23 protein-coding genes and 1 pseudogene are annotated in these 22442 nt (G+C 50.0%); 23 read left to right on the forward strand and 1 reads right to left on the reverse strand.

Annotation, left to right across the window (positions count from 1 at the left end; all coding sequences use genetic code 11):
* Positions 1-129: 129 nt before the first annotated feature.
* The 4 genes and pseudogenes from ACTVDO_RS14325 to rsmI all read left to right on the forward strand — a co-directional run.
* A pseudogene (locus ACTVDO_RS14325) lies at positions 130-345 on the forward strand (stage 0 sporulation protein); the annotation flags it as partial.
* Between the two features lie 16 nt (positions 346-361).
* The gene (yabA, locus tag ACTVDO_RS14330) at positions 362-724 is read left to right on the forward strand and encodes a DNA replication initiation control protein YabA (protein WP_020958283.1); all 363 of its coding nucleotides are present in this window, start codon (positions 362-364) and stop codon (positions 722-724) included.
* A 60-nt stretch (positions 725-784) separates the two neighbouring features.
* Positions 785-1534: a tRNA1(Val) (adenine(37)-N6)-methyltransferase gene (locus ACTVDO_RS14335; RefSeq protein WP_020958284.1), complete on the forward strand. Its 750-nt coding sequence runs from the start codon at positions 785-787 to the stop codon at positions 1532-1534.
* Between the two features lie 15 nt (positions 1535-1549).
* Complete coding sequence (gene rsmI, locus ACTVDO_RS14340) at positions 1550-2452, forward strand: 16S rRNA (cytidine(1402)-2'-O)-methyltransferase (RefSeq protein ID WP_442901752.1); 903 nt, start codon at positions 1550-1552, stop codon at positions 2450-2452.
* A gap of 21 nt (positions 2453-2473) precedes the next feature.
* Here the strand turns inward: rsmI and ACTVDO_RS14345 are convergent, their stop codons facing one another.
* A complete protein-coding gene (locus tag ACTVDO_RS14345; RefSeq protein ID WP_020958286.1) occupies positions 2474-2767 on the reverse strand; it encodes an AbrB/MazE/SpoVT family DNA-binding domain-containing protein in 294 nt (97 codons plus the stop codon).
* Between the two features lie 392 nt (positions 2768-3159).
* Between ACTVDO_RS14345 and metG the strand changes: the two genes are divergently transcribed.
* The 19 genes from metG to spoVT all read left to right on the forward strand — a co-directional run bounded on the left by metG (position 3160) and on the right by spoVT (position 22436).
* Positions 3160-5112, forward strand: a complete 1953-nt coding sequence (gene metG / locus ACTVDO_RS14350) for a methionine--tRNA ligase (RefSeq protein ID WP_442901753.1) — start codon at positions 3160-3162, stop codon at positions 5110-5112.
* A gap of 133 nt (positions 5113-5245) precedes the next feature.
* Positions 5246-6016 carry a TatD family hydrolase gene (locus tag ACTVDO_RS14355; RefSeq protein ID WP_020958288.1) on the forward strand — a complete coding sequence of 257 codons (771 nt, stop codon included), beginning with the start codon at positions 5246-5248 and terminating at the stop codon, positions 6014-6016.
* 201 nt (positions 6017-6217) lie between these two features.
* The gene (locus ACTVDO_RS14360; protein ID WP_442901761.1) at positions 6218-7423 is read left to right on the forward strand and encodes a ubiquitin-like domain-containing protein; all 1206 of its coding nucleotides are present in this window, start codon (positions 6218-6220) and stop codon (positions 7421-7423) included.
* A 260-nt stretch (positions 7424-7683) separates the two neighbouring features.
* Positions 7684-8247, forward strand: coding sequence for a ribonuclease M5 (gene rnmV / locus ACTVDO_RS14365; RefSeq protein WP_020958290.1), 564 nt, complete (start codon positions 7684-7686; stop codon positions 8245-8247).
* A complete protein-coding gene (gene rsmA / locus ACTVDO_RS14370) occupies positions 8240-9121 on the forward strand; it encodes a 16S rRNA (adenine(1518)-N(6)/adenine(1519)-N(6))-dimethyltransferase RsmA (protein ID WP_020958291.1) in 882 nt (293 codons plus the stop codon). The genes rnmV and rsmA overlap by 8 nt, the downstream gene beginning before the upstream one ends.
* 92 nt (positions 9122-9213) lie before the next feature.
* The gene (gene yabG, locus ACTVDO_RS14375) at positions 9214-10113 is read left to right on the forward strand and encodes a sporulation peptidase YabG (protein WP_020958292.1); all 900 of its coding nucleotides are present in this window, start codon (positions 9214-9216) and stop codon (positions 10111-10113) included.
* A gap of 181 nt (positions 10114-10294) precedes the next feature.
* The gene (gene veg, locus ACTVDO_RS14380; RefSeq protein WP_008881684.1) at positions 10295-10552 is read left to right on the forward strand and encodes a biofilm formation stimulator Veg; all 258 of its coding nucleotides are present in this window, start codon (positions 10295-10297) and stop codon (positions 10550-10552) included.
* A 349-nt stretch (positions 10553-10901) separates the two neighbouring features.
* Positions 10902-11081, forward strand: coding sequence for a small, acid-soluble spore protein, alpha/beta type (locus ACTVDO_RS14385; RefSeq protein ID WP_011886605.1), 180 nt, complete (start codon positions 10902-10904; stop codon positions 11079-11081).
* Positions 11082-11324: 243 nt separating this feature from the next.
* On the forward strand, positions 11325-12197 hold the full coding sequence (ispE, locus tag ACTVDO_RS14390; RefSeq protein WP_020958294.1) for a 4-(cytidine 5'-diphospho)-2-C-methyl-D-erythritol kinase: 873 nt from the start codon (positions 11325-11327) through the stop codon (positions 12195-12197).
* Positions 12198-12252: 55 nt separating this feature from the next.
* On the forward strand, positions 12253-13074 hold the full coding sequence (purR, locus tag ACTVDO_RS14395; protein ID WP_020958295.1) for a pur operon repressor: 822 nt from the start codon (positions 12253-12255) through the stop codon (positions 13072-13074).
* A gap of 53 nt (positions 13075-13127) precedes the next feature.
* On the forward strand, positions 13128-13502 hold the full coding sequence (ridA, locus tag ACTVDO_RS14400; protein WP_020958296.1) for a 2-iminobutanoate/2-iminopropanoate deaminase: 375 nt from the start codon (positions 13128-13130) through the stop codon (positions 13500-13502).
* A gap of 125 nt (positions 13503-13627) precedes the next feature.
* Positions 13628-13918, forward strand: a complete 291-nt coding sequence (gene spoVG, locus ACTVDO_RS14405; RefSeq protein ID WP_003247437.1) for a septation regulator SpoVG — start codon at positions 13628-13630, stop codon at positions 13916-13918.
* Positions 13919-14050: 132 nt separating this feature from the next.
* On the forward strand, positions 14051-15430 hold the full coding sequence (gene glmU, locus ACTVDO_RS14410; protein ID WP_020958297.1) for a bifunctional UDP-N-acetylglucosamine diphosphorylase/glucosamine-1-phosphate N-acetyltransferase GlmU: 1380 nt from the start codon (positions 14051-14053) through the stop codon (positions 15428-15430).
* Between the two features lie 12 nt (positions 15431-15442).
* Positions 15443-16390 carry a ribose-phosphate diphosphokinase gene (locus tag ACTVDO_RS14415; RefSeq protein WP_020958298.1) on the forward strand — a complete coding sequence of 316 codons (948 nt, stop codon included), beginning with the start codon at positions 15443-15445 and terminating at the stop codon, positions 16388-16390.
* A gap of 75 nt (positions 16391-16465) precedes the next feature.
* A complete protein-coding gene (locus tag ACTVDO_RS14420; protein WP_020958299.1) occupies positions 16466-17098 on the forward strand; it encodes a 50S ribosomal protein L25/general stress protein Ctc in 633 nt (210 codons plus the stop codon).
* A gap of 60 nt (positions 17099-17158) precedes the next feature.
* Entirely contained in the window at positions 17159-17719 is a 561-nt protein-coding gene (pth, locus tag ACTVDO_RS14425; RefSeq protein ID WP_020958300.1) for an aminoacyl-tRNA hydrolase, read from the forward strand.
* Between the two features lie 102 nt (positions 17720-17821).
* Complete coding sequence (locus ACTVDO_RS14430) at positions 17822-18052, forward strand: anti-sigma-F factor Fin family protein (protein ID WP_020958301.1); 231 nt, start codon at positions 17822-17824, stop codon at positions 18050-18052.
* An 86-nt stretch (positions 18053-18138) separates the two neighbouring features.
* Entirely contained in the window at positions 18139-21672 is a 3534-nt protein-coding gene (gene mfd / locus ACTVDO_RS14435; protein WP_020958302.1) for a transcription-repair coupling factor, read from the forward strand.
* Positions 21673-21899: 227 nt separating this feature from the next.
* Positions 21900-22436 carry a stage V sporulation protein T gene (spoVT, locus tag ACTVDO_RS14440; RefSeq protein WP_020958303.1) on the forward strand — a complete coding sequence of 179 codons (537 nt, stop codon included), beginning with the start codon at positions 21900-21902 and terminating at the stop codon, positions 22434-22436.
* The last annotated feature ends 6 nt before the right edge of the window (positions 22437-22442 follow it).

Consider the following 22442-nt stretch of genomic DNA (forward strand, 5'->3'; position numbering starts at 1 on the left):
TTGGCTGTTGAGTGTGTGGTTACCTCAATGATGGCCCAAAACAATGGGGGTGGCAAGCTTTTTTTCTTCCGACCGTTGAAACTCAAGGGAAAACCGTGAGTGTGGAGGATAAACTTTTGACAATACCGTTTGAAGTACGAGAGTGAAGAGTATGAAACGGCGAAAGAGCAGCTTCCGGATTTAGGGGAGTATGTTGAGACGCCTCATGGTTTTGGCAAAGTGGTCGGTTTGAACATTTTAGAGCGGGTGTTGCAAATCGAATTACCGGAGCACGGCCGGGTCGTCGAATATACACTTGATGAGCTGATGAAGGACGGAACGTTATCTACTCGTGTCGCAGATTAATTTGAGGTGGGGCCATGTGGAAAAGGTAGATAAAAAAGAAGTGTTTCAATCAGTGGCAAACATGGAAGAGCATTTGAGCCATTTTTACCGTGAGCTTGTGCAGCTGAAGCAACGCGTATCCGAGCTGTTAGAGGAAAACCATCAGCTGCAAATTGAAAACGCTCATCTGCGCCGGCGGCTTGAGCAGCTGCTCGAGGCATGGGAAGAGGAAAAACGAAAAGAGACGAAGCATGGCAAAAAACTAATCGACATTGGCGAAGGGTATGACAATTTAGCCCGCCTTTACCAAGAAGGGTTCCATATTTGCCACGTTCACTACGGAAGCGTACGCACAGAGGGCGATTGTTTGTTTTGTTTATCGTTTTTAAACAAAAAATAAAGATAGTGTAATCCTTTCCGCTCCGGAAAGGTTATTTTTTTCAATGGAGGATCGTTTGTGATGGTAGAATTGTACGGGGATGAACGGCTTGACTATTTGTTCAATGAGGAGCTCCGCATCATTCAAAGCCCATCCGTGTTTTCCTTTTCCCTTGATGCGGTGTTGCTCGCCCATTTTGCCTATTTGCCGATTCAAAAAGGGCAAATCGTCGATTTATGCACGGGCAACGGGGTGATCCCACTGTTGCTGAGCCAGCGAACAAAAGGAACGATTATCGGCGTTGAAATTCAGGAGCGGCTTTGTGACATGGCGAGGCGAAGCGTGCAGTACAACGGGCTTGAAGAACAAATCAAGATTATACACGGCGATATTAAAGAGATGCCGCAGCGAATTGGCTATAGCCGGTATGACGTCGTTACGTGCAATCCTCCATATTTTCCGGCTGCCGGCAAAGAAGAGTTAAGCAAAAATGAACACGTGGCGATCGCCCGTCACGAAATTTATTGTACATTAGAGGATGTCGTTCGCGTTAGCAGCCAATTGCTGAAGCAGGGCGGAAAAGCGGCGTTCGTTCACCGACCCGGCCGGCTGCTTGATATTGTGATGCTTATGCGCCAATACCGGCTTGAACCGAAACGGCTTCGATTCGTTTATCCAAAAGCAGGAAAAGAGGCGAACATGATTTTAATTGAAGGAATGAAAGATGCCAGCCCGGACTTAAAAGTGTTGTCCCCGCTTGTCATTTATGGCGAGGATAACGAATATACCGAAGAAACGAAGCGCATTTTAAACGGCATCATTTCATCGTAAAGGGGCGGAAGATGGATGCTTTGGCAACAAAAAAGCTTTGTCGAACAAACGGGACAAGGAACGCTGTACATCGTGCCGACGCCGATCGGCAATTTGGACGATATGACGTTCCGTGCGGTGCGGACGCTCCGGGAGGCGGACGTGATCGCTGCGGAAGACACAAGGCAGACGAAAAAGCTGTTGTCGCATTTCGACATTCATACGCCGCTCGTTAGCTATCATGAGCATAATAAGTACGCCAGCGGCCGGCAGATTGTTGAATGGCTGAAAGAAGGGAAAACGGTGGCGTTAGTGAGCGACGCCGGCATGCCCGGCATTTCCGACCCTGGCTATGAGCTTGTTGCTGCTGCACTGGGCGAACGGTGCCGCGTTGTTCCGCTTCCCGGAGCCAACGCTGCGGTGACGGTACTCGTCGCTTCCGGGTTGCCAACGGAGCGTTTTTTATTCGTCGGTTTTTTGGACCGGGCGAAAAAGGAGAAGCGGAGGCAGCTGCTGTCGTTGAAAACAGCGCGGGAAACGTTGATTTTTTATGAGGCGCCTCACCGTTTAAAAGAAACGTTGGCCATGATGTATGACGTATTTGGCGAACGGCGCATCGCCATTGGTCGCGAGTTGACGAAACGGTTTGAGGAGTTTATCCGCGGCGATTTAAGCGAGGCGGTCGCTTGGGCGGAGACGACTGACATGCGCGGTGAGTTTTGCATTGTTGTTGAAGGGACAAGAGACGGGAATGAACCCGGACAGGAGGAAGCGTGGTGGCAGCCGCTTTCGCTTGACGAACATGTCGACTATTATGTTCGTGAACATGGCCTTTCCGTAAAAGAAGCGGTGAAACAGGCAGCCGGTGATCGGAACATGTCGAAGCGCGACGTCTATCAACAGTATCATCAACGGCAAGAAAAGAAAGAGTTTCTCTGAGAACCCAGAGAAACTCTTTTTTTATTCATTATCCGTTGCCTCTTGCAAGTGCTGGCGGATTTCCTGAAGCAAAATTTCCGCGCCTTCGCGGCTTAAAATGATTTTGCCGCCCGCTAATTTAAAGTTGTCGTCTGACACTTCGCCGGTGACGACGCACGTCATATTCGGCTTATATTTTTTCAAAATGATGCGATCGTCATCGACGTAAATTTCCAATGCATCTTTTTCGTTAATATCTAACGTCCGGCGTAACTCAATCGGGATGACGACGCGGCCCAACTCATCGACTTTACGTACGATTCCTGTCGATTTCATCGTCTGTTCTCCTCTCCGAAATAGTTTTGTCGTTTATTCGTCAATATTCGACAAATTTCCTACACCCTAATCATATCAGTGTTTCCATTATGCGTCAATCCTTTAATATGTAAAATTTAAAAAAAATGTATATTGTTATTTCACAAAAAAGCTTGTCAATGAATAAAAGGAAAAATGAATCATTTTGACCGTTTAAACCTTATCCTCCTATAATGAATTCGCAGTGCATGCCAAAACTAAGGCCGTCTTTTTGTCCATGTAGGTATATTTTTTTCACCGAGGAGAAATAGATGTTTTTGTAGAATGAAAAAATTATGTAAAATAGAAGTAACGCTGCTCCCGTCGCCAGACGGGGGCTTTTGTGCTCAACAGTACGAGGGAGGGCCTAACTGATGGAGAAAAAGACGTTTTATTTGACGACGCCGATTTATTATCCAAGCGACAAACTGCACATCGGCCATGCCTATACGACCGTGGCGGGGGATGCCATGGCGCGCTATAAACGGCTGCGCGGCTACGATGTCATGTATTTGACGGGAACCGATGAGCACGGACAAAAAATTCAACGTAAGGCGGAGGAAAAAGGGGTCACACCGCAGCAATATGTCGATGACATCGTTGCCGGCATTCAAGAGTTGTGGAGAAAACTGGACATTTCATACGACGATTTTATCCGTACGACACAGGAGCGGCATAAAAAAGTTGTTGAAAAGATTTTCGCCCGTCTTGTCGAACAAGGCGATATTTATTTAGGCGAGTATGAAGGTTGGTATTGCACGCCGTGCGAGTCGTTTTACACCGAGCGGCAGCTTGTCAACGGCAACTGTCCGGACTGTGGCCGTCCGGTCGAAAAAGTGAAAGAGCAGTCGTACTTTTTCCGGATGAGCAAATACGTCGACCGCCTGCTCCAATATTATGAGGAGAATCCGGACTTCATTCAGCCGGAATCGCGGAAAAATGAAATGATCAACAACTTTATTAAACCGGGTCTCGAAGACTTGGCTGTGTCGCGGACGACGTTTGACTGGGGCATTAAAGTACCGGGCGACCCGAAGCATGTCATTTATGTGTGGATCGACGCTTTAGCTAACTATATTACAGCGCTTGGCTACGACACGGACAATGACGAAAAGTTCCGCAAATATTGGCCGGCTGATGTCCATTTAGTCGGCAAGGAAATTGTCCGCTTCCATACGATTTATTGGCCGATTATGCTCATGGCGCTCGGGCTGCCGCTGCCGAAAAAAGTGTTCGGTCATGGCTGGCTGCTTATGAAAGACGGGAAAATGTCGAAATCGAAAGGCAATGTCGTGGACCCGGTGACGCTCATCGACCGATACGGCTTAGATGCACTCCGCTATTATTTGTTGCGGGAAGTGCCGTTTGGCTCTGACGGGGTATTTACGCCGGAAGGGTTTATTGAGCGCATCAACTATGATTTGGCCAACGATTTAGGCAATTTGTTGCACCGGACGGTAGCGATGATTGAGAAATACTTTAACGGTGCGATTCCGCCGTACCGCGGCCCGAAAACGCCGTTTGATAAAGAGTTGGCGCAGACGGCACGCGAGGCGGTCCGTCAGTACGAAGAAGCGATGGAACAGATGGAGTTCTCCGTTGCCCTCGCTTCAATTTGGCAGCTCATCAGCCGGACAAACAAATACATTGATGAAACGCAGCCATGGGTATTGGCCAAGGAGGAAAGCAGACGGGGGGAGCTCGCTTCTGTCATGACCCACTTAGCGGAGTCGCTCCGTCATACGGCCGTGTTGCTGCAGCCGTTTTTGACGCGGACGCCAGAGCGCATTTTCGCCCAGCTCGGCATTGCCGACCGTTCACTGAAAGAGTGGGACAGCCTGTACGATTTCGGCCTCATTCCGGAGGGCACAAAGGTGCAAAAAGGGGAACCGCTCTTCCCACGGCTGGATATCGAAGCCGAAGTCGAATATATTAAAGCGCATATGCAGGGCGGCAAGCCGGCGGCGGAACCGGCCAAAGAGGAAAAACAAACGGCTGGGACGGCCGGAATTTCCATTGATGAGTTTGCCAAAGTCGACTTGCGCGTTGCCGAAATTGTGCATGCCGAACGGATGAAAAATGCCGATAAGCTGTTGAAGCTTCAGCTTGATCTTGGCGGCGAGAAACGGCAAGTGATTTCCGGCATCGCGGAGTTTTACAAGCCGGAGGAACTCGTCGGCAAAAAAGTTATTTGCGTCGCCAATTTAAAACCGGCCAAGCTGCGCGGTGAATGGTCGGAAGGAATGATTTTGGCCGGCGGCAGCGGAGGGGACTTTTCGCTGGCAACCGTGGATCAACACGTGCCAAACGGGACAAAAATTAAATGATGCAACAGACGAGGGGGTGTCGTCTTTGACACCTCCTTGTCGCCATTTTGTAATGGAAATGTTACCGATCTGTGACATACGTAACCAATTTCTATGCTACACTTATCATCAAGGTGGAAAAGAGGGTAGTTGTATGCTTTTTGATACGCACGCGCATTTGAATGCGATCCAATACGATGAAGACTTACATCAAGTTATTGAGCGCGCCCGCGCTGAAGGAGTTTCACACATCGTGGTTGTCGGGTTTGACCGACCGACGATTGACCGGGCGATTGAGTTGGCCGAGCGGCATCCGTTTATTTACGCAGCGGTCGGTTGGCATCCGGTCGATGCGATTGATATGACCGATGAAGACTTACAGATGATTGAACAGCTTGCCGCTCATCCGAAAGTGGTGGCGCTCGGCGAGATGGGGCTTGATTACCATTGGGATAAGTCACCAAAAGACGTGCAGCAAGACGTATTCCGCCGGCAAATCGCGCTGGCAAAAAAAGTGAAGCTGCCGATCATCATCCATAACCGCGAGGCAACGGCGGATATTTTAAAAATTTTACAAGAAGAAAACGCCGCCGAAGTTGGCGGCATTATGCATTGTTTCAGCGGCAGCGTCGAAGTGGCAAGACAGTGCATCGAAATGAATTTTCTCATTTCCCTTGGCGGACCGGTTACGTTTAAAAATGCCAAAAAGCCGAAGGAAGTGGCGAAGGAAATCCCGCTCAGCCATTTATTGATTGAAACCGACTGCCCATATTTAACGCCTCACCCTTTCCGCGGAAAACGGAACGAGCCGAGCTATGTCAAATATGTTGCCCAGGCGATCGCGGAGATCAAAAACGTTTCTTTTGCCGAGGTAGCGGAAACAACGACGGAAAATGCCAAAAAATTGTTCGCCATCGACCGCTAAAATTAGGCGTCGAATGATCGGGAGACTTGTCGAAAGAACGGGGAAAACGAAAAAGTTCTACAAATTCAGCCGATATTGGCCGATCACGTGTCGACAAGTCTTCCTTCCTTTTTCGCTGAATTTTCTGCATAATAGAGTATGCTCGTGCGTACACGTTAGAGGGAGAGGGGAATTTCGGAGGAGAAGGAGGCGTTTTGTTTGATGTTGCCAAACAGGAGGAAATGGTTGGACTTATGGAGGAAAAACGTGACTGCTACGGCAAGCGGATTTCTCGCCATCTCCGCGACAACAGGGGTCGCCGGATATGAGATTGCGAAAGACGATGTGACGCTGACGGTCAACGGGGAAAAACAAGAAATTCGCACCCATGCGGAGAACGTCAAGGAGTTGCTTGAGGAGCAAGGCATTCAGCCGCGCAAAGAAGATTACGTCTATCCGTCTTTAAGTACACCGATTACCGATGATCTTCATATCATTTGGGAAGCAAGCAAAGAAGTGACATTGACGGTAAACGGGAAAACGAAAAAGGTGTGGACGACGGCCGATACGGTTGGGGAATTGCTTCGTTTACAACACGTGTCAGTCGGACCTCATGACAAAGTGACGCCAACGCTTTCGGCGAAAATTAAAAAGGGCATGGACATCGGCGTCGAAAAAGCGTTCCCCGTTCGCATCAATGTTGGCGGCAAACAGCAGCAGGCATGGACAACTTCGACTACGGTCGCTGACTTTTTGAAACAGCAAGGGATTCAGCTAGGTAAACTGGATCGAATTGAGCCTTCCTTGCAAGAAAAGGTCAAAAAACAGATGACCATTCACATCACTCGGGTAAAAAAAGTCACCGATGTAGTGGAAGAGCCTGTCGATTTTGCCGTGGTGACGAAACGGGATGATTCACTGCCAAAAGGAGAACGGCGCGTCATTGAGTCCGGAGAAAAAGGGAAAATCGAAAAAACATATGAAGTGACGTTGGAAAACGGCAAAGAAGTCGCACGCAAATTGATTGCGGAAAAAACGGTTAAAGAAAGTAAAGCGCGCATTGTCGTCATCGGCACGAAAACAGTGCGCCCGGTTGCATCATCCGACCAACCGTCCTCGCGCGGCGCCGGTCACGCCGCGAAGGAATTTTACGTCACCGCTACCGCCTATACGGCCTATTGCGGAGGCTGTTCAGGCGTAACGAGCACAGGCATCAATTTGCGCCAAAACCCTTCCGCCAAAGTGATTGCCGTCGACCCGTCCATCATCCCCCTCGGGTCGAAGGTATATGTGGAAGGATATGGATATGCTGTTGCCGCGGACACCGGTTCAAGCATTCGCGGATATAAAATTGATGTATTTTTTCCGGAACGGTCGGATGCGTTTCGTTGGGGCAAAAAGCGCGTAAAAATACGGGTGTTGCCATAGAAATGCGATCGAAGGACAGAGCGGAGGGTTTTTTCCCTCTGCTCTTTTTCGTTATAATGACATTGTGCCGGGACAATGCGCACTTTACCACTTCTGTTTAATTAGACGGTTTAAGCGGAAAAAAGTTTCAACGGAATCGAAAAATAAAAAGGAAATGGAGCCATTAGCGTTGAAGGTTCATCCTACTCTTTATTTTACCGGAAAGGAGGCATTGCAGAAATAGGAAAAATCTCTTATTCCGCTGTTTCTGCAATGGTGCGATGAAAATTAAGGAAGTCATTGTCGTAGAAGGAAAAGACGATACGGCGGCGATCCGGCGCGCCGTTGATGCCGATACAATCGAAACAAATGGAGCCGCAGTAGGGGCAGATGTCATTGAGCGGATCAAACTGGCAAAAGAAAGGCGTGGCGTCATTATTTTTACCGATCCGGATTTCCCGGGGGAGAAAATCCGCCGGACCATTGCCGAGCAAGTACCAGGATGCAAACATGCGTTTTTGACGCGGGAGGCGGCAAAAGCGAAAAACGGCAAAGGCGTCGGGGTTGAGCACGCTTCTCCCGATGACATTCGCCAAGCGCTTGCGAACGTGTATGAAGAGACGGCGGATTGGGAAGAAGAAATTACGTTTGCCGAGTTGATCGAAGCCGGGCTGATCGGTGGGGAGATGGCGCGTCAGCGGCGGCTGCGCCTCGGAGCGGAACTGAAAATCGGCTATGCAAACGGACGGCAGTTTCATAAGCGGCTAAAAGTGTTCCGTATTTCCCGAGACACCTTTTATGCCGCGCTGGCACAAGTGATGCAGGAGGAGACAGGCGATGCATAAAGATATTGCCACACCAGGAAGGACGAAAGAAATTTTGGAACGGTACGGCTTTTCGTTTAAAAAGAGCCTCGGGCAAAATTTTGTAATTGACGCAAATATTTTGCGGAAAATTGTCGACGCCGCCGACGTTTCTTTCGACACCGGCGCGATTGAAATCGGGCCTGGCATCGGGGCGTTGACTGAGCAGCTTGCACGGCGGGCTAAAAAAGTGGTCGCCTTTGAAATCGACAACCGGTTGCTGCCGATTTTGGCTGATACGTTATCGGCTTATGACAATGTGCGCATTATCCACCAAGACGTATTGAAAGCTGATTTACATGCGGTGATTGCTGAAGAGCTCGCTGAGGTGAGTGATCGGATGGTGGTCGCCAACTTGCCGTATTATGTGACGACACCGATCATCATGAAGCTGCTCACCGAGCGGCTGCCGATCCGCGGCATCGTTGTCATGCTGCAAAAAGAAGTGGCCGACCGCCTCGCCGCCAGTCCGGGGACGAAAGATTACGGCTCGCTGACGATTGCTGTGCAGTATTATACGAAGGCGGAGGTAGTCATGACGGTGCCGCGTACGGTGTTTATGCCGCAGCCGAACGTCGATTCCGCTGTCATCCGACTGACAAAACGGTCCCATCCTCCTGTCGCTGTCGAGGATGAGGACGTGTTTTTCCAAGTGGTGCGGGCGAGCTTTGGCCAACGACGGAAAACGCTGTTCAATAATTTAATCCACAACCTGCCGGGTGGAAAGGAGAAAAAGGAACAAATTGAGCGGGCGCTCGCCGCTGTAGGCATTGATCCGCGCCGGCGCGGGGAAACGCTCAATATGGCTGAATTCGCCTCATTAGGCAACGCGCTGGCGCCTCTTTTTCGCGTTTAGGTTGCAGCTGAAAGGAAACGGGCGTCTATCACCTATTGTCCGCATGTGCATATCGTATGGATGACAACGATTCTACAATGGGGTGAGCGGTGATGGACGTCAAAATCGGTGATATTGTCGCCCGCAAGTCTTATCAATGTGACTTATTGTTCCGCGTCATTGATATTAAAGAAAAAGACGGCGAGCGAGAGGCGATTTTATATGGCGAAGATGTGCGGCTTGTCGCAGATGCCCCGTGCAGCGATTTGGTTGTAATCGATGAGCGGGAGCGGCAAGAACGGAAAAAGAGGGAAATCGAGTTGATCGAACAGTCATACCGGCTGTTCCGCCAGGATTACCAGACGATCAAGCAAAAAGTCGAGTATCGGGCGACCGGCGGATACCGGGTGGAGAAAGATTTTTTTCAAATTCCGGGGCGCGTCCTTCATTTGGACGGCGACCCGTTATATTTGCGCAAATGCTTAGATTTGTATGAACGGATTGGGGTGCCGGTGCACGGCGTTTACTGTGAGGAAAGCGAGATGCCGGAAAAAGTGGGTTATTTGATTGAACAGTTCCGCCCGGATATTTTAGTCATCACCGGCCATGATTCGTATTCAAAATCGAAAGGGAAAGTGCACGATTTAAAAGCGTATCGCCACTCGCGTCATTTCGTCCAAACGGTGAAAGAAGCGCGCAAAAAAGTGCCGCACCTCGACCAACTAATCGTTTTCGCCGGCGCCTGCCAATCGCATTTCGAGTCGCTTATCCGCGCTGGAGCCAATTTCGCCAGTTCACCGGCGCGGGTTAACATCCATGCCCTTGATCCGGTTTATATCGTTTCGCGCCTCAGCTTCACGCCGTTCACGGAGACGGTCGATGTGTGGGATGTGCTGCGCAACACGTTAACTGGGGAAAAGGGATTGGGCGGGGTGGAAACGAAAGGCGTGCTCCGCACCGGAATGCCGTTTCGCCTTATTGAGGACGAACGGGGGGAAAACCGCCGCAGTTGACGGGCGGTTTTTTTATGTCTTTCGCCATATTTTTTACAAAAAAGTGCCATAAGGCACATAAAAAGAAGGATATTGTAGAAAAATATTCATTGACAGAAACAAAAACATGCTGATATAATCGTTATTTTTTGACTTTGAATGCCGTTTTTGTTATAATTGCAAACAGTGAGGTGAATGACGAATGCCAAAAACTTTATCCGATATTAAAAAAACGCTGGACTCTAATATCGGGAGACGTTTAACGCTGCGGGCCAACGGCGGACGCAGAAAAATGATTGAGCGTTGTGGCATTTTGGCGGAGACTTACCCATCGGTATTTGTCATTGAACTGGATCAAAAAGAGAACTCGTTTGAACGCGTATCATTCAGTTATGCCGACGTGTTGACCGAAACCGTAAAGCTGACGTTTTGGGACGATGAGCAAGCAGGGGGGCAGTAGACATAAGTTGTTTGCTGCTTTTTATTTTGTCGTGAAGAAAAGCGGGGGTGCTTGCTTGTCGGAAAAACGCGCCAAAAGGCTTACGGGGAGGCATGAGCCGGGCGGTGCTTAGTTTTGCGAAAGCAGCGCCAAAGAGGTGCAAGTCATTTGTTGTCGTTTTGGCAAGATGAAGCAACGGCCGAAGCTAGACAATAATAGGCAGACATAAAGCCGCCTCCGTTATCTCATACTAAAACTGCCGCGGTCGCCTTTCATCTTTAGCGGATGAAGCCAGCCGGTTTATTGCGCCGGCGAGTTGCACAACGTTTCGTGCCATGACGCCAATGAACATCGAAAGGGGTTGCTGACATTGGGTCGACGCCGCGGAGTTATGTCGCAACGCTTGAAAGAAGAGCTGGCAAAAGAGCTAGGCTTTTACGATGTCGTGCAGCGTGAAGGATGGGGAGCCATCCGCGCAAAAGATGCAGGAAACATGGTAAGATTGGCGATTGAACGGGCAGAACGGCAGCTGGCCGGGAAAACGGAATAGCGCCGGCGGTCATGGCGCGCTGCGGCGAGGGTGTCCCAAGCAAGGGACGCCCTTTTTACATATATCGTTTGGCGGCGGCATCGAGACGTGGTAATATGGTAAAATGGGTTGACAGAAGAAAGTCGGACACGGAACGTGTAAACATAAGCAAAACAGCAAAATCAGTGAATATGTCGAATCATTTGCCTGTCGGCATATCAAGACAGTCTGTTTATGAACGTGCGTGGAAGTAGGTGAAGACTCGTGAGGTTATCGGTAAAAGCGCCAGCAAAAATTAACCTGTCTCTCGATGTTCTTTATAAGCGTCCTGATGGCTACCATGAAGTGAAGATGGTGATGACGACGATTGATTTGGCTGACCGCATTGAGCTCGTTCCTTTGCCTGGAGAGGATGCGATCCGCATTGTGTCGCAAAACCGTTTCGTCCCGGATGATTGCCGCAACTTGGCGTATCAGGCGGCGAAACTGCTGAAAGAGACGTTTTCGATTCGCGAAGGGGTGGCGATTTCGATTACGAAGCATATTCCGGTGGCCGCCGGCCTGGCGGGAGGGAGCAGCGATGCGGCGGCGACGCTGCGCGGGCTCAATAAGCTTTGGCAACTTGGATTAAGCGTCCATGAACTCGCCCGGCTCGGCGCGCAAATCGGCTCGGATGTCGCCTTTTGCGTTTACGGCGGAACAGCCGTGGCGACCGGGCGCGGCGAGATCATCACCCCGATCTCGCCGCCGCCGCCGTGCTGGGTCGTATTAGCCAAGCCTCCCATTGGTGTATCGACGGCGGAAGTGTACCGGAACTTACAGCTTGAGCATGTCAACCATCCGGATGTCGAGGCGATGATCGAGGCGATCGAGCGGCATGATTATGCGGCGATTTGCCGGTCGGTCGGCAATGTTCTTGAGGAAGTGACGCTGAAAAAATATCCGGAAGTCGCACATATTAAAGAACAAATGCGGCGGTTTGGAGCCGATGCAGTGCTGATGAGCGGCAGCGGGCCGACCGTGTTTGGGCTGATCGAGCACGATTCAAGAATGCAGCGCGTATACAACGGACTGCGCGGCTTTTGCGATCAAGTGTTTGCTGTAAGGCTGTTAGGGGAGCGCCATTCCCTTGATTAAACACGTACATTTTTGATAAAATGAATTTATAATATTCGGTTTCAGGAGGTCCGCTATGAAGCTAAGGCGAAGCGGCCGTTTAGTCGATATGACGCATTATCTTCTTGAACGGCCACACCAGCTCATTCCGCTTACTTTTTTTGCGGAGCGGTACGAATCGGCCAAATCGTCGATCAGCGAAGATTTAACGATCATTAAGCAAACGCTCGAGCAGCAAGGCATCGGAACGGTTCGGACGCTACCTGGCGCGGCCGGCGGCGTGCAATACATTCCAAAAATGGCCGCCGAAGAAGCGGAGGAAGTTGTCGCCTATTTGTGTGAGCAGTTATCACGCCCGGACCGGCTTCTTCCCGGCGGATATTTATATATGACGGACATTCTTGGCGACCCCCGTATTATGAATAAAATTGGCCGCCTTTATGCGTCCATTTTCGCCGACCGTCCGGTGGATGTCGTGATGACGATCGCCACCAATGGGATTCCGCTTGCATATGCCATCGCCAACTTTTTGTACGTGCCGGTTGTGATCGTTCGCCATGACAATAAAGTGACGGAAGGACCGATGGTGAGCATCAACTACGTGTCCGGCTCGTCCAGGCGCATTCAAACGATGGTTTTGTCAAAACGCAGCTTGGCTGAGGGGGCGAACGTGCTCATCGTCGACGACTTCATGAAAGCAGGCGGTACGATCAACGGCATGGTCAGCTTGCTGCAAGAGTTTAACGGCCATGTATCCGGCATCGGCGTGCTCGTCGAGTCTGAGGAGGCAAAAGAGCGGTTAGTTGACGAGTACATTTCGCTCGTAAAGCTGTCGGCTGTTGACACGAAAGAAAAACGAATCGCGGTCAAGGAAGGCAACTACAAAACGTTTTTTTAGGCGGCTTGCTGCCTGTCATAAATGATGAAAATAATGGAAAGGGGATTTTACGAATGAGAAAAGTGGAAACGAAAAATGCGCCTCAGGCAATTGGTCCGTATTCACAAGGGATCATTGTCAACAACATGTTTTACAGCTCGGGGCAAATTCCGCTCACTCCGGAAGGGGAAATGGTAAAAGGCGACATCCAAGCACAGACGCATCAAGTGTTCCAAAATTTAAAAGCGGTATTGGAAGCAGCTGGCGCTTCGCTCGACACGGTTGTAAAAACAACAGTGTTTATAAAAAATATGGACGATTTTGCAGCCATGAATGAAGTATACGGCCAATATTTCACGAACCATAAACCGGCACGCTCATGTGTGGAAGTGGCTCGGCTGCCAAAAGACGCCCTTGTCGAAATTGAAGTTATCGCTCTTGTGCAATAAACAGTGACTTTCCCCTTTTTCCCTGCCTGAAATTTATAAAAAATTTTTTGAAAAAAGAAGGAAATGGCTCGGGGGCGTGGAATTAATTACATCGAGTCTCATACAGGGAAAAGGTGGTGAACATAATGGAAGTGACAGACGTAAGATTACGCCGCGTCAATACCGAAGGACGGATGAAAGCGATCGCCTCCATCACATTGGACAACGAGTTCGTCGTCCATGACATCCGCGTCATTGACGGGAACAACGGGCTGTTTGTTGCGATGCCGAGCAAGCGTACACCAGACGGAGAGTTCCGCGATATCGCGCATCCGATCAATTCCGCTACGCGCGGAAAAATCCAGGAGGCGATCTTAGCTGAGTACCACCGCCTCGGGAAGTTGGAAGAAGAACTTGAAGAAGCTGGCGCTTCGTAAACATATTGAAGAGAGCTTAGGCAAAATTGGCCAGGCTCTCTATTTTTTTGGCAAACGTATTGTTTCCTTGAAAAGCGCGGCCGATTCATATATATTCAATTATGGATAAAAGGGTAATTGGAGGCCTTTCACATGGTGAAGCGATATGCAGTCATTTTGGCGGCCGGACAAGGAACGAGGATGAAATCCAAGCTGTATAAGGTGCTCCATCCCGTTTGCGGCAAGCCAATGGTTCAGCACGTAGTGGATCAAGTGTCCAAGCTTGGGGTGGAAAAAACGATTGCAGTAGTGGGATTTGGGGCGGAGCAAGTGAAAGAACAGCTCGGCGTCCAGTGTGAGTACGCACTGCAAGAAGAGCAGCTTGGGACGGCGCACGCGGTCATGCAGGCCGCTCCGTACTTGCAAGGACTTGAAGGAGTTACGGTCGTCGTCTGCGGTGATACACCGCTTATTACTGCCGAAACGATGGAGGCGCTGCTTGAACAGCATATGGCCGCCAAGGCGAAGGCGACCGTATTGACGGCTATGGCCGACGATCCGGCCGGATATGGGCGCATTGTCCGCAACAATGCCGGCCATGTCGAAAAAATTGTTGAACATAAAGATGCGAATGAGCAGGAACGGAGCATTTGTGAGATCAACACGGGAACGTATTGCTTCGACAACCAAACATTGTTTCAAGCGCTTACAAAAGTAACAAACCATAACGCCCAAGGCGAATATTATTTAACCGATGTGATTGAAATTATAAAAGCAGATGGTGGCATTGTATCCGCTTATCAGGCGCCGTCGTTCGACGAAACGATCGGTGTCAATGACCGCATCGCCCTCGCCGAGGCAGAACGAATTATGCGCGATCGCATTTGCCGCCAGCATATGAAAAACGGAGTGACGATCATTGATCCGGCTTGTACCTATATTTCCGCCGAGGTGACAATCGGGCGTGACACGGTCATTTATCCCGGCACGGTTATTGAAGGCGAGACGGTGATTGGCGAAGATTGCTCGATTGGCCCCCATTCGGAAATTAAAAACTGCTGTATCGGCCATCGCACGTCCATCCGCCACTCGGTCGCCCATGACAGCGAAATCGGCAACGATGTGACGATCGGCCCGTTCGCTCATATTCGCCCGTTGTCAAAAATTGACGATGAAGTGCGAATCGGCAACTTTGTCGAGGTGAAAAAATCGACATTTGGCAAAGGAAGCAAAGCCTCGCATTTAAGCTATATCGGTGATGCGGAAGTCGGTGCTGATGTCAACCTCGGATGCGGGTCGATTACGGTCAACTATGACGGTGTACACAAATATAGAACAAAAATTGAAGACGGTGCGTTTGTCGGTTGCAACGTCAACTTAATCGCGCCGGTTACGATCGGCCAAGGCGCCTACGTCGCCGCCGGATCGACAATCACTGACGATGTCCCCGGCCGCGCGCTCGCTATTGCCCGCGCTCGGCAAATTAATAAGGAAAACTATGTGGATCGCCTGCCAGGCAAGAAAAAATCTTAATGGAGGTTTATCATGTCTGAATGCCAGCACCAATTAAAGTTGTTCGCCCTTAACTCGAACATGAGGCTAGCGAAAGAAATTGCGGAAGTCATGGGGATTGAGCTTGGCAAATGTTCTGTGTCCCGTTTTAGTGATGGGGAAATTCAGATTAACATCGAGGAAAGCATCCGCGGCGATGATGTGTTTGTCATCCAATCGACGAGCGTCCCGGTCAATGAGCACTTAATGGAACTGCTCATTATGATCGATGCATTAAAACGTGCTTCGGCGCGTACGATCAATATCGTGATGCCATACTATGGCTATGCGCGCCAAGATCGGAAAGCGCGTTCGCGCGAGCCGATTACAGCGAAGCTCGTCGCCAACTTGCTCGAAACGGCCGGAGCATCGCGCGTCATTACGCTTGATCTGCATGCTCCGCAAATCCAAGGATTTTTCGATATCCCGATCGATCATCTAATGGGTGTTCCTATTTTAGCGGATTACTTTAAAAGCAAACAGTTGGATGATGTCGTCATTGTTTCCCCGGATCATGGCGGCGTGACAAGGGCGCGCAAGTTGGCGGACCGTCTGAAAGCACCGCTCGCCATTATCGACAAACGCCGGCCGCGGCCGAACGCTGTGGAAGTGATGAACATCATTGGGCAAGTGAATGGAAAAACGGCCATTTTGATTGATGACATCATCGATACAGCCGGCACGATTACGCTCGGGGCGAACGCCCTTGTCGAACACGGGGCAAAAGAAGTGTACGCATGCTGTACCCACCCGGTGCTGTCCGGTCCGGCGATTGAGCGCATTCAAAATTCGAAAATTACAGAGCTTGTCGTCACCAATTCGATTGCCTTGCCAGAAGAGAAGAAAATTGATAAAATTGTAGAGCTGTCGGTGGCGCCGCTTATTGCCGAAGCGGTTACGCGCGTGTATGAAATGAAATCTGTCAGCGTCCTGTTCGACTAAACACAAAGTATGTTTATCCCTTCTTGTTTTAGGATAAAGTAGACAATAGATTCTAATTCAGGAAGGTGACAAAACATGGCGATTGTGTTGGAAGCGAAAGAACGCACAGACAAAAAACGTTCAACATTGCAGCGTATTCGTTCGCAAGGGGGCATTCCGGCAGTATTGTACGGCAAAAAGGTCGATAATAAAATGATTTTCGTCAGCGCCGCTGATCTTGAGAAAGCGCTCCGCGAGGGCGGGCGCCACAGCTTGATGACGCTGAACGTCGACGGTGGCGATTACTCAGTGCTATTGCGTGAAATGCAGCGCGATCCGTTGCGCGGCGAGCTTCTTCACGCCGATTTTCAGGCGGTCGATATGTCGACGGAAGTCGATGTCGATGTCGAAGTCCGGCTAGTGGGCGAAGCGCCTGGAGTGAAAGATGGCGGCGTCCTGCAGCAAAACTTGCACCAGTTATCGATCCGCGTTTTGCCGGCAAACATTCCGCCAGCGATTGAAGTGGACATCTCCAGTTTGCAAGTCGGCGATACGGTCACGGTCGACGACGTACAAACAGGCGGAACATTTGAAATCAATCACGAACCTTCCGAAGTGATTGCGACGATTCTGCCGCCGAAGCAAGAAGAGGAAATCCATAGCGGCGAGCAGCAAGAGGCGGGACAGCCCGACGCTGAGGAAGGAAGAGAAACGACACCAGAAGAGTGACAGACGTAACCGTTCCGGTTACGTCTTTTGTAGTATCATGTATAGAGAGGGGCGCGGTCATTGAAGTTGTTTGTCGGGCTCGGAAACCCGGGCAAGGAGTATGAGCAAACGCGGCATAACATCGGCTTTTTTGTCATTGATGAGTTGGCCAAACGTTGGAACGTTTCGTTGAGAACCGCTAAATTCCGTGGCTTGTTCGGAACGGCATCCGTTTTTGGCGAAAAAGTGGCATTATGCAAACCGCTGACATATATGAATTTATCAGGGGAATGTGTTCGCCCGCTCATTGATTTCTATGGCATTGCCATCGACGATATTATGATTATTTACGATGATCTCGATCTTCTGCCGGGGAAAATCCGTCTTCGCCTGAAAGGAAGCTCCGGCGGCCATAATGGCGTCAAGTCGATCATTCACCATCTTGGCACCGAACAGTTTAAACGCATTCGCATCGGCATCGGTCGGCCAACGAACGGCCAGCCGGTTGCCGATTACGTGCTTAGCCGTTTTACGGAAGAGGAGAAGCCGGCGGTGGCCAAAGCGGTTTTGCGGGCTGCCGATGCGTGCGAGCAGGCGGTAACGACACCGTTTGTCCAAGTGATGAATAACTTTAACGAGTGAATATTTTCCTCTGAACTGGTACACAATGTGAGTACGGGAGGCGCGAGGCATCAGCTTCGCCTGCCTTGCGGACGGAACAGTCCAGTGAGGAGGTTTGCTCGAATGGCGTTACATTATTATTGTCGTCATTGCGGCGCAAAAGTAGGTACGATTGACCGCGTATCGATATATAGCGAAAAACTAGGATTCCACCATTTGACTGAAGAGGAACGACTTGACATGATTTCGTACGAATCGAACGGCGACATTCATGTGAAAACGATTTGCGAAGACTGCCAAGAGGCGTTGACGCGAAACCCGGAATGGCATCAATACGAAAAGTTTATTCATTAGGCGCAGCTTTGGGCGACCAAAGCGTTTTTGCGTTTCGTGAGACGACTAAAGAGGAAAAATCTTCTACTGAGAGGAGGGGGATAGGGGTGCTTTCGCTGCATCGCTATTTAGCTGAAAACGAAGATGTTCGCACGATCATTGAGGGAATCCATGTCCGCCTGAAAGAACAGCTTGTCGCCGGGCTGTCAGGGTCGGCCCGATCCGTTTTTGTTTCCACGCTTTATAAGGAGACGGGCCGCCCGATGGTAGTTGTCACCCATAACTTGTTTCAGGCGCAAAAAATATACGATGACCTCGTTTCATTGCTTGGGCCGGATGACGTGTTTCTTTATTCGGTCAACGAGGTCATCGCCGCCGAAATGGCGGTTGCCAGCCCGGAGTTAAAGGCGCAACGTCTCGACGTTATGAACCATTGGGCACAAGGTGGAAAAGGGGTCATCGTCTGTCCGGTCGCCGGCTTGCGGCGCTTGCTGCCGCCACTGTCGCTTTGGAAACATTACTTGTTCACCTTCTCGGTTGGACAAGAGCTTGATTTGGAACGTTACAAGCAGCTGTTTGTTGAAATGGGATACAAGCGGGTGGCCACCGTTTCCGCTCCCGGGGAATTCAGCATCCGCGGCGGCATCATTGATATTTATCCGCTAACGGCTGAGCTGCCGTATCGCATTGAATTGTTTGATACGGAAATCGAGTCCATTCGGACGTTTACCCCTGACGACCAACGTTCACGCGAGCAGATGGAACGCGTGATGATCGGGCCTGCCGATGAGATCATTCTGAATGGAGAGGCGCGGCGACGTGGGATTGAACGAATCGAAGCCGGGCTTGCGGCCAGTCTTGAAAAAATGAAAGATGACGCCGCCAAGCAGCGGATGTACGAGCATATCCACGCTGAATTAGAACAGTTGCGCGAAGGGCAGGAAATCGAGCAACAATATAAATATATGTCTCTTTTTTATGAAAAATCTGCAAGTTTACTAGATTACATGCCGGAAGATGGCGTGCTGCTCATGGACGAAATGAGCCGGTTGCAGGAGACGGCAGAGCGGCTCGACCGCGAAGAGGCGGAATGGTATACAAGCTTGCTTGACGGCGGAAAAATTATTCATGACGTACGAATTTCGCACTCATTTTCTGAATTGTTACAAAAACATCGGTTTCAACGGGTGTACTTGTCCTTGTTTTTGCGTCATGCACCGCATACCCACCCGCAAAATGTCGTCAATATTACATGCAAGCAAATGCAAAACTTCCATGGACAAATGGCGCTTCTCCAATCCGAGATCGAGCGATGGAAGAAGGCGAACTACGCGGTCGTTTTTTTGGCACCAGATGCCGAGCGGGTGAAAAGGCTGCAGTCGCTGCTTGAAGATTACGAGATCGATGCGATGCCGCTTCCACCTGAGGCGGGGCTGCTTTACGGCAAATGCCAGCTCCTTCAAGGTGATTTAAACACGGGGTTTGAGCTGCCGCTGCAAAAACTGGCGGTCATCACCGAGGAAGAACTGTTCAAAAAGCGGACTAAGCGTCCAGTACGCCGGCAAAAGCTTTCGAACGCCGAGCGGATCAAAAGCTATGCCGAGCTGCAAGTCGGTGATTATGTCGTTCATGTCAACCATGGCATCGGAAAATATTTAGGTATCGAGACGTTAGAAATCAATGGAGTGCATAAAGACTATATTCATATCCAATACCAAGGCGGCGACACGCTGTACGTCCCGGTTGAGCAAATGGACCAAGTGCAAAAGTACGTCGGCTCGGAAGGAAAAGAGCCGAAAATTTATAAGCTCGGCGGTACGGAATGGAAAAAGGTCAAAAAGAAAGTGGAGTCGTCTGTCCAAGACATTGCCGAAGATTTGATCAAGCTGTACGCGGAGCGTGAAGCGAGCAAAGGATATGCGTTTTCCCCGGATACGGAAATGCAGCGTGAATTTGAAGCGGCGTTTCCGTACCAAGAAACAGAGGACCAGCTCCGGTCAATCCAAGAAATCAAGCGCGATATGGAAAGCGAAAAACCGATGGATCGCCTTCTTTGCGGTGACGTCGGCTACGGGAAAACGGAAGTGGCGCTGCGGGCGGCGTTTAAAGCGATTATGGACGGCAAACAAGTCGCCTTCCTCGTGCCGACGACGATTTTGGCCCAGCAACATTACGAAACGGTGCGCGAGCGGTTTCAAGGGTTTCCGATTAACGTCGGACTGCTCAACCGGTTCCGCACAAAAAAACAGCAAGCGGAGACGATTAAAGGGCTAAAGGATGGTACGATCGATATGGTCATCGGCACGCACCGGCTGTTATCGAAAGATGTGAAGTTTAAAGATTTAGGCTTGCTCATTATCGACGAAGAACAGCGGTTTGGCGTGGCGCATAAAGAAAAAATCAAACAGCTGCGGGCGAACATTGACGTTCTTACGTTGACGGCGACGCCCATTCCGCGCACATTGCATATGTCGATGATTGGCGTGCGCGATTTGTCCATTATCGAGACGCCGCCGGAAAACCGGTTCCCGGTGCAGACGTATGTGATGGAGTATACAACGGAACTTATTAAAGAGGCGATTGAACGCGAGCTCGCCCGCGATGGGCAAGTGTTTTTCCTTTATAACCATATCGAGGATATCGACTTAAAAGCCGAGGAAATCGCGCAGCTTGTTCCGGAGGCGCGCGTGACGTTTGCACACGGGCGGATGTCGGAGGCTGAGCTTGAGTCGACGATTTTAGCCTTTTTGGAGGGACAATATGATGTGCTCGTGACAACGACGATTATTGAGACGGGCGTTGACATTCCGAACGTCAATACGCTCATCGTGTATGACGCCGACCGGATGGGGCTATCGCAGCTGTACCAGCTGCGCGGGCGTGTCGGCCGTTCGAACCGCGTTGCCTATGCATATTTCACCTACCGGAAAGATAAAGTGTTGAATGAAACGGCGGAAAAACGGCTGCAAGCCATTAAGGAGTTCACCGAGCTTGGCTCCGGATTTAAAATTGCCATGCGTGACTTGTCGATCCGCGGCGCCGGCAATCTCCTTGGCGCCGAACAGCACGGCTTTATTGACTCGGTCGGGTTTGACTTATATTCACAAATGTTGAAAGAAGCGATTGAAAAACGGCGTGGTTTGAAACGAGAAGATGAGCGCCCGGAAGTAACCATCGATGTGGAAGTCGATGCCTATATTCCAGATGCATACATCTCCGACGGGCTGCAAAAAATCGAGATGTACAAGCGGTTTCAAGCAGTGGAAACGCTCGAAGACGTTGAAGCGCTGCGTGAGGAGATGGCCGACCGTTTTGGCGATTATCCGGATGAGGTGGCTTATTTGTTCCAAATTGCAGAAATTAAGGCGTTGGCGAAACAGCTCGGCGTTGAATCGATCAAGCAGCATAAACAACAAATTGACATGTTATTTGCTGAAGAGGCGTCGAAAACGGTGGAAATCCAACGCCTATCCGGCATCGGCCGCCAGCATGGCCGCCTGTTTGGATTCGGCATGGACGGGGCGAAGCTGAAAATTGTTCTGTATATTAAGCAGATGAAACCGCACGAATGGCTGATGATTTTGTACGAAACATTAAAGCAATTGTCCGGGATGAAAAACGAAAAATCGGTCATTGCGTAACCGGGGGCAAAAATCATGTTTTGTTTCCGTTTTGCACGTTTATGTTTCAGCCGATGCGGCGATAATGAATGATGGGCAATTTTATCTAAAATGGCCAAAATCACTTTCATCGCGTATAGAACATGGATTGTGAAGGATACTAATGACAACAATGGTGAATTCCCCATCACAAAAGGGTTCATCGGAGTATCCTTCAAATCCTAGATGAAAGTGAGGGTATACAAAGCATGAAAGCAACCGGTATTGTTCGTCGAATTGACGACTTGGGAAGGGTTGTGATTCCGAAGGAAATTCGGAGAACGTTACGCATTCGCGAGGGAGATCCGCTCGAAATATTTGTTGACCGCGATGGAGAAGTCATTTTGAAAAAATATTCGCCGATCAGTGAACTGGGTGACTTTGCTAAAGAGTATGCCGAGGCGCTGTTTGACAGCCTCGGGCAGCCGGTGCTCATTTGTGACCGCGACGTGTTTATCGCTGTCGCCGGCGTTTCGAAAAAAGAGTATATGAACAAAAGCGTCAGCCCGTTAGTGGAGAAAGCGATGGAAGATCGCACTTCCGTCCTCCATACGGAGGAGGGGGAGGTAGAGTTAGTGGACGGGATGACGGAAGCGTTAAAGTCGTATACGATCGGCCCGATTGTGGCTAACGGCGATCCGATCGGGGCTGTCATCATTTTATCGCGTGAGAAGATGCTCGGTGAAGTGGAACATAAAGCGGTCGAAACGGCGGCCAGCTTTTTAGCCCGACAAATGGAACAATAAGCGAAA

Origin of the sequence: Geobacillus sp. BK01 (assembly GCF_052220245.1) — a bacterium.
GTDB lineage: Bacteria > Bacillota > Bacilli > Bacillales > Anoxybacillaceae > Geobacillus.